This window comes from Catenibacterium sp. RTP21428st1_D7_RTP21428_210409, from assembly GCF_040227455.1.
In the GTDB taxonomy this organism is placed as follows: domain Bacteria; phylum Bacillota_I; class Bacilli_A; order Erysipelotrichales; family Coprobacillaceae; genus Catenibacterium; species Catenibacterium mitsuoka_A.
This window is the reverse complement of the sequence record NZ_JBEHVX010000123.1, coordinates 1-5,206: the sequence shown is the minus strand read 5'-3', so window position 1 is coordinate 5,206 and position 5,206 is coordinate 1. Positions and strand designations below refer to the sequence as shown.

Genomic DNA, 5,206 nt, shown 5'->3' with positions numbered 1-5,206 from the left:
ACGGCAAGTTGATAATGTCCCAATTGGGACATTATCAACTTGGATACATTGAGACATTATCACATTGGAATCAGACTCCTGTGGTTTCTATGCAGTAACGACTTGACTATGAAGTGGTTAAGTGTTAGAATTCATATGAATTCAGAAATCAAACTGCATTAAACGAAAAGGTAAGGATCGGCTAATCCTTACCTTTTCTAACTTTTAGAGTGAGTTAACACTAGGCTAGTTATCGTTTGAAAAATTCGTCTAACCATTTGCAGATGTAGTAGGTAAGAACACCCACCATGACGGTTATGAAAAAGTCGAACATCAAACTATAAGCATATGAAAATGAAGTGAAATAATTACTTATATCATTTTTATGTTACTATGACTTATATCGTTTTTATGCTACGACGACTTGACTATGAAGTGGTTAAGTGTTAAACTTCAACTGAATTCAAAAAACAAACTGCATCAAACGAAAAGGTAAGGATCCACCAATCCTTACCTTTTCTAACTTTTAGAGTGGGTTAACACTAGGCTAGTTATCGTTTGAAAAATTCGTCTAACCATTTGCAAATATAATATGTAAGAACACCTGCCATGACGGTTATGATAAACTCAAAAAAAATGTATCACCCCCCCTTTCAAGGGGGGACGATATCAAACTAGATATGAGACAAGTAGTGAATTGGAAAAGTGCATTAAAAACATAGTACGTAAAAATATCCTCCTGGTTACTACCTAGAGGATATTTTCATTTCTAATTAAGTGCTTTTTTATTTAATGTCCTTAATATGGGATCCACTTATACTCTTTTTCTTAATACTCTATAGAGGATGATTGAAAGAATAGGAATCATTAAATATATACCAACAAGGATAGCCATATTAAAGAGTATAATCCAGACTCTCTCTTCCATATATAAGCTTATTGATGTGACAACAGTGCTATAGTGCAGTACAGATATTGCGATTACTTCTACAACTATGAGAAGGTAGAAAAACTTTGGCATTTTAGATTTAACTAATAAGAATGTAAGTAACAGCGATACAACTAATAATGGTAGAACCTTGAGCAATAAAGCGCTATAAAAAGCCAGTAAGAAATGCATCATTTTATTCACCTCGATTCTATTAAAACTTTTTCCTATTATGTTACATCTTAAATGCTAGGTTATCCAATCTCTTCTACTACTTAAATAATATATTATTATTAAATAGTCTATATTTTGTGCATAAAAGACACATTTTCCTGTATAAAAGACATACGCTCTTTACAACTCAAAGAAAAGTCTATTAAATCTTCACTTTTTCTAGAAAGCGTATACATAATTATTCATAACATGATAAAATATATTAAGTAATAGGTATGAATTATCTATGTTTCCGAAGATGAGGTGAATAAATGTGATAGAAGTAATAGAAAAAATTGGAAATATTGAAAATTTATCATTAAAGAATGAAGAGATGGAAGTAGTTGTCTCAACATTTGGTTGTACTATTATTAAGATGATTATTGAAGATAAGAATGGAGTAAAAGGTGATGTTGTATTAGGTTATGATGACTTTAATCAATATCAGACTCTAGATGCTTATCTAGGTGCATTAGTAGGTAGAGTTGCGAATAGAATAGGAAAAGGAACATTTGAATTAAATGGTGAAACATATCATTTACCTATTAATAATGGTCCTAATAGCTTACATGGTGGTATTAAAGGATTTAGTTATCAGATTTTTGATTATGAAATCTTAGATGACTATACTATTAAGTTTACTTATCATGCAAAGGATGGAGAAGAAGGTTATCCAGGTAATATGGATTTTAGTGCTACTTATCATTTAGAGGGTACTACATTAACTATTTCTTATCATGCTACGAGTGATAAGGACACTTTAATTAATATTACTAACCATTCATATTTCAACTTATCAGGACATAAACATAATATTTATGATCATACTTTAAAGATTGATGCTGATTATTATGAACATGTAGATGCAGATGGTCTTGCTACAGGTGAAAAGGAAGCTGTAGAAGGTACTCCATTTGACTTTAGAATACCTGCAAAGATTGGTGAACGTGTAGAAGTAGATCATCCACAATTAAAACTTGGTAATGGTTTTGACCATCATTTCTTCTTTACTACAGATAAGAACCAGGTTGTATTAGAAGATGAAGAAAGTGGTAGAAGATTAACAGTATCCACTACTTTACCAGGAGCACAGATCTATACAGCAAACTATCTAGATGGACGTATTGGTAAGAATGGAGAACCTTATAATGCGAGAGATGCAGTATGTATTGAAACACAGAACTTACCAGACGCTATTCATATTGAAAAGAATCCAAGCACTATTTTAAGAAAGGGAGAAACATTTGATGCACAGACATCTTATTGTTTAGAGGTAATTAAATAATGAAACTTGCAACACAGATTATTGAAGATATTAAAAATGGTCAGGCAGATGCTTTATTAACTGATATTTATGTAGATGAGTCTTTATTAGATACTCAGAAAGAAAGATATATTGCAGCTATTGAAAAGTTCATCTCACTTTATGGTGATAAGGAAGTAGAAGTATTCTCAGCACCAGGTAGAAGTGAAGTATCTGGTAACCATACAGACCACCAGCATGGTGAAGTATTAGCTGCTGCAATTAACTTAGATATTATTGCGATTACAGCACCTAGAGATGGTGAAATTAAGGTATTATCTGATGATTATGACTTAAAGGCTGTAGCTTTAGATGACTTAGATAAGAAAGCTGAAGAAGAAGGTACTTCAGAAGGATTAATTAGAGGGACTCTTGCACGCTTTAAGGAATTAGGTCTTCATATTGGTGGTTTTGAAGCTTATATGACAAGTGAAGTATTACAGGGTTCTGGTCTTTCTTCATCAGCAGCATTTGAAGTCATGATTGGTACTGTATTATCAGGTTTATATAATGATATGACAGTGAGTCCAGTATTGATTGCACAGATTGGTCAGTATACAGAAAACGTATATTTTGGTAAACCATGTGGATTAATGGATCAATGTGCAAGTTCAGTAGGTGCTCTTATTCATATTGACTTTAAAGACAATGATCATCCTGTTGTAGAAAAAGTAGATGTTGATTTCTCTTCATTCCATCATAGTTTATGTATTGTAGATGTTCATGCATCTCATGCAGACTTAACTGATGATTATGCAGCCATTCCTACAGAAATGAAGGAAGTAGCACACTTCTTTGGAAAAGAATTCTTAAGAGAAGTATCAGAAGAAGAATTTAAAGCACATATTCCTGAATTACGTGAAAAGATGAGTGACCGCTGTGTCATCCGTGCATTACACTTCTTTAAGGAAGATGCAAGAGTAGAAAAAGCAGTATCTGCCTTAAAGAACAATGACTTTGATACATTCAAGTCAGTTATCAAATCATCAGGAGACAGTTCTTATAAATACCTACAGAATATCTATTCTAATCATGATGAAACAAACCAGGCAGTTTCTATTGCCTTAGGCTTATCTGAAGATATTCTAGGTAATAAAGGTGTATGTAGAGTACATGGTGGTGGATTTGCAGGTACGATCCAGGCCTTTGTAGAAGATGATTATGTAGAAACATATAAGACTGAAATTGAAAAGTATTTTGGTGAAGGTTCTTGTCATATTCTTAAAGTAAGAAAGTATGGCGGTAAGAAAGTAGAATTATAAGCATTAGAAAACCTCTTTGATATGAGAATCAAAGAGGTTTTCTTTACTATAGAATTGATTTTTTCCATGTGATGTTCTGCTTATCAAAAAATGCATGTAATCTCTCAATGTCTTCATTACTGGCATTTTTCTTTTCAAAATAGATTTTAAAGCCTGCATTACTTGTAAAAAATACAATATCATTTGTTTCGTTAATTTTCTTTAAATCTTTGTATTTTATAGGAGCTTTATTCGTTGATGAGTCTACCTTGGAGTAAAGTTCATCTTCTTCAAAGACTAAATCAAAATAAATTACATCTTTGTTGAATCGTTCTATTTGCTGTTTCATTAATTGTTTTAATAAAGCTCTTGATACAGCAAGATTAAATATAACTTCGAATAGTAAAATAGCGCTAATTATTATGCAAAAAGAAAAATCTCTCATAAATAGGCTTTTCAATAAAAATATCGAACCAAAACAGAATGCAGCTAGAAATAAGATTTTAGATTTAGTAGGAAAGAATAGAATGATTATTTTTTTGAAAGTTGGATAATCCATTTTATTATTTTTGACGGTTAATGTTTCCATTTCATGATACCTCCTTATTATAATATATAAGTTATTTTTACATAAACAAAACTACTAGTTCAAAATGAAGTGTTATATAGGATTCTATAATTTCTATTTTATCCTTACTGAGCACCTACAAAATTGATTTTCTCCAAGTGATGTTCTGCTTATCAAAAAATGCATGTAATCTTTCAATATCCTCAACGCTGGCATTCTTCTTTTCAAAATAGATTGTATACTCTGCTTTACTTGTGAATATTACGACATCTTTGGTTTCTAGTATTTTTTTAATATTCTTGTATTTCATGGGAATTTCATTTTTTGATGAGTATTCAGTTGAGGTTAATTTACTTTCATCAAAGACTAGATCATAGAAAATTACATCAGTGTGATACAAATCATTAAGTTGATTTATGTATTTTTTTGCGGTCATTCTTGATTGAATAAGAGGTGCTGTAGCTACAATTAGTAATATAATAATGCATGTTGCAATTTCAATAATATCTCCTGTATATAGATTTATAAACAAAGCAATCAATGCACCACAAAACATAGCCACTAGTGACAGTATATAATATGTAGGAAATGTGTAAAAGACAACTTTTTTAAGAGTTAAATAATCAATTTTATTATTTTTGACGGTTAATATTTCCATTATTTGATACCTCTCTATTCATAATATATTAATTTTAACATGTATAAGTAACAATTGCACCAAGTATATCTGATATATATTACAAATTATGATTATTATGTTGCCTAAATTCAGTATATAAAAATAGTTGACAGTTAATGATGATATGATAAATTACTTATTAGAGGGTGATATTGAATGAGGATTGAAGTTAAAAATAATGTGATTAATAAAGAAGTTCTTGAAAGAAATAAAAAATATTTTTGAATACCCACAAACCACAGGTCAGTGAAAATTAAATTTCATAAGCACCGATTAAACGGCGTTCATGAAGCTG

General features: G+C 30.7%; 5 protein-coding genes. 2 read left to right on the top strand and 3 right to left on the bottom strand.

Annotation, left to right across the window (positions count from 1 at the left end; all coding sequences use genetic code 11):
* Positions 1 to 793 precede the first annotated feature (793 nt).
* Positions 794 to 1,099, bottom strand: coding sequence for a hypothetical protein (locus ABUA27_RS12035; RefSeq protein ID WP_349820794.1), 306 nt, complete (start codon positions 1,097 to 1,099; stop codon positions 794 to 796).
* Between the two features lie 295 nt (positions 1,100 to 1,394).
* On the opposite strand from ABUA27_RS12035, the gene ABUA27_RS12030 reads away from it, so the two are divergent.
* Together ABUA27_RS12030 and ABUA27_RS12025 are read left to right on the top strand one after the other, a co-directional pair.
* Entirely contained in the window at positions 1,395 to 2,405 is a 1,011-nt protein-coding gene (locus tag ABUA27_RS12030; protein WP_349820793.1) for an aldose epimerase family protein, read from the top strand.
* The gene (locus tag ABUA27_RS12025) at positions 2,405 to 3,685 is read left to right on the top strand and encodes a galactokinase (protein WP_129981590.1); all 1,281 of its coding nucleotides are present in this window, start codon (positions 2,405 to 2,407) and stop codon (positions 3,683 to 3,685) included. Before ABUA27_RS12030 ends, ABUA27_RS12025 begins: the two co-directional genes overlap by 1 nt.
* Positions 3,686 to 3,731: 46 nt before the next feature.
* Here ABUA27_RS12025 and ABUA27_RS12020 read toward each other — a convergent pair whose 3' ends face one another.
* Together ABUA27_RS12020 and ABUA27_RS12015 are read right to left on the bottom strand one after the other, a co-directional pair.
* Positions 3,732 to 4,253 carry a hypothetical protein gene (locus tag ABUA27_RS12020; protein ID WP_349820792.1) on the bottom strand — a complete coding sequence of 174 codons (522 nt, stop codon included), beginning with the start codon at positions 4,251 to 4,253 and terminating at the stop codon, positions 3,732 to 3,734.
* A gap of 115 nt (positions 4,254 to 4,368) precedes the next feature.
* Positions 4,369 to 4,890, bottom strand: coding sequence for a hypothetical protein (locus ABUA27_RS12015; RefSeq protein WP_349820791.1), 522 nt, complete (start codon positions 4,888 to 4,890; stop codon positions 4,369 to 4,371).
* Positions 4,891 to 5,206 lie beyond the last annotated feature (316 nt).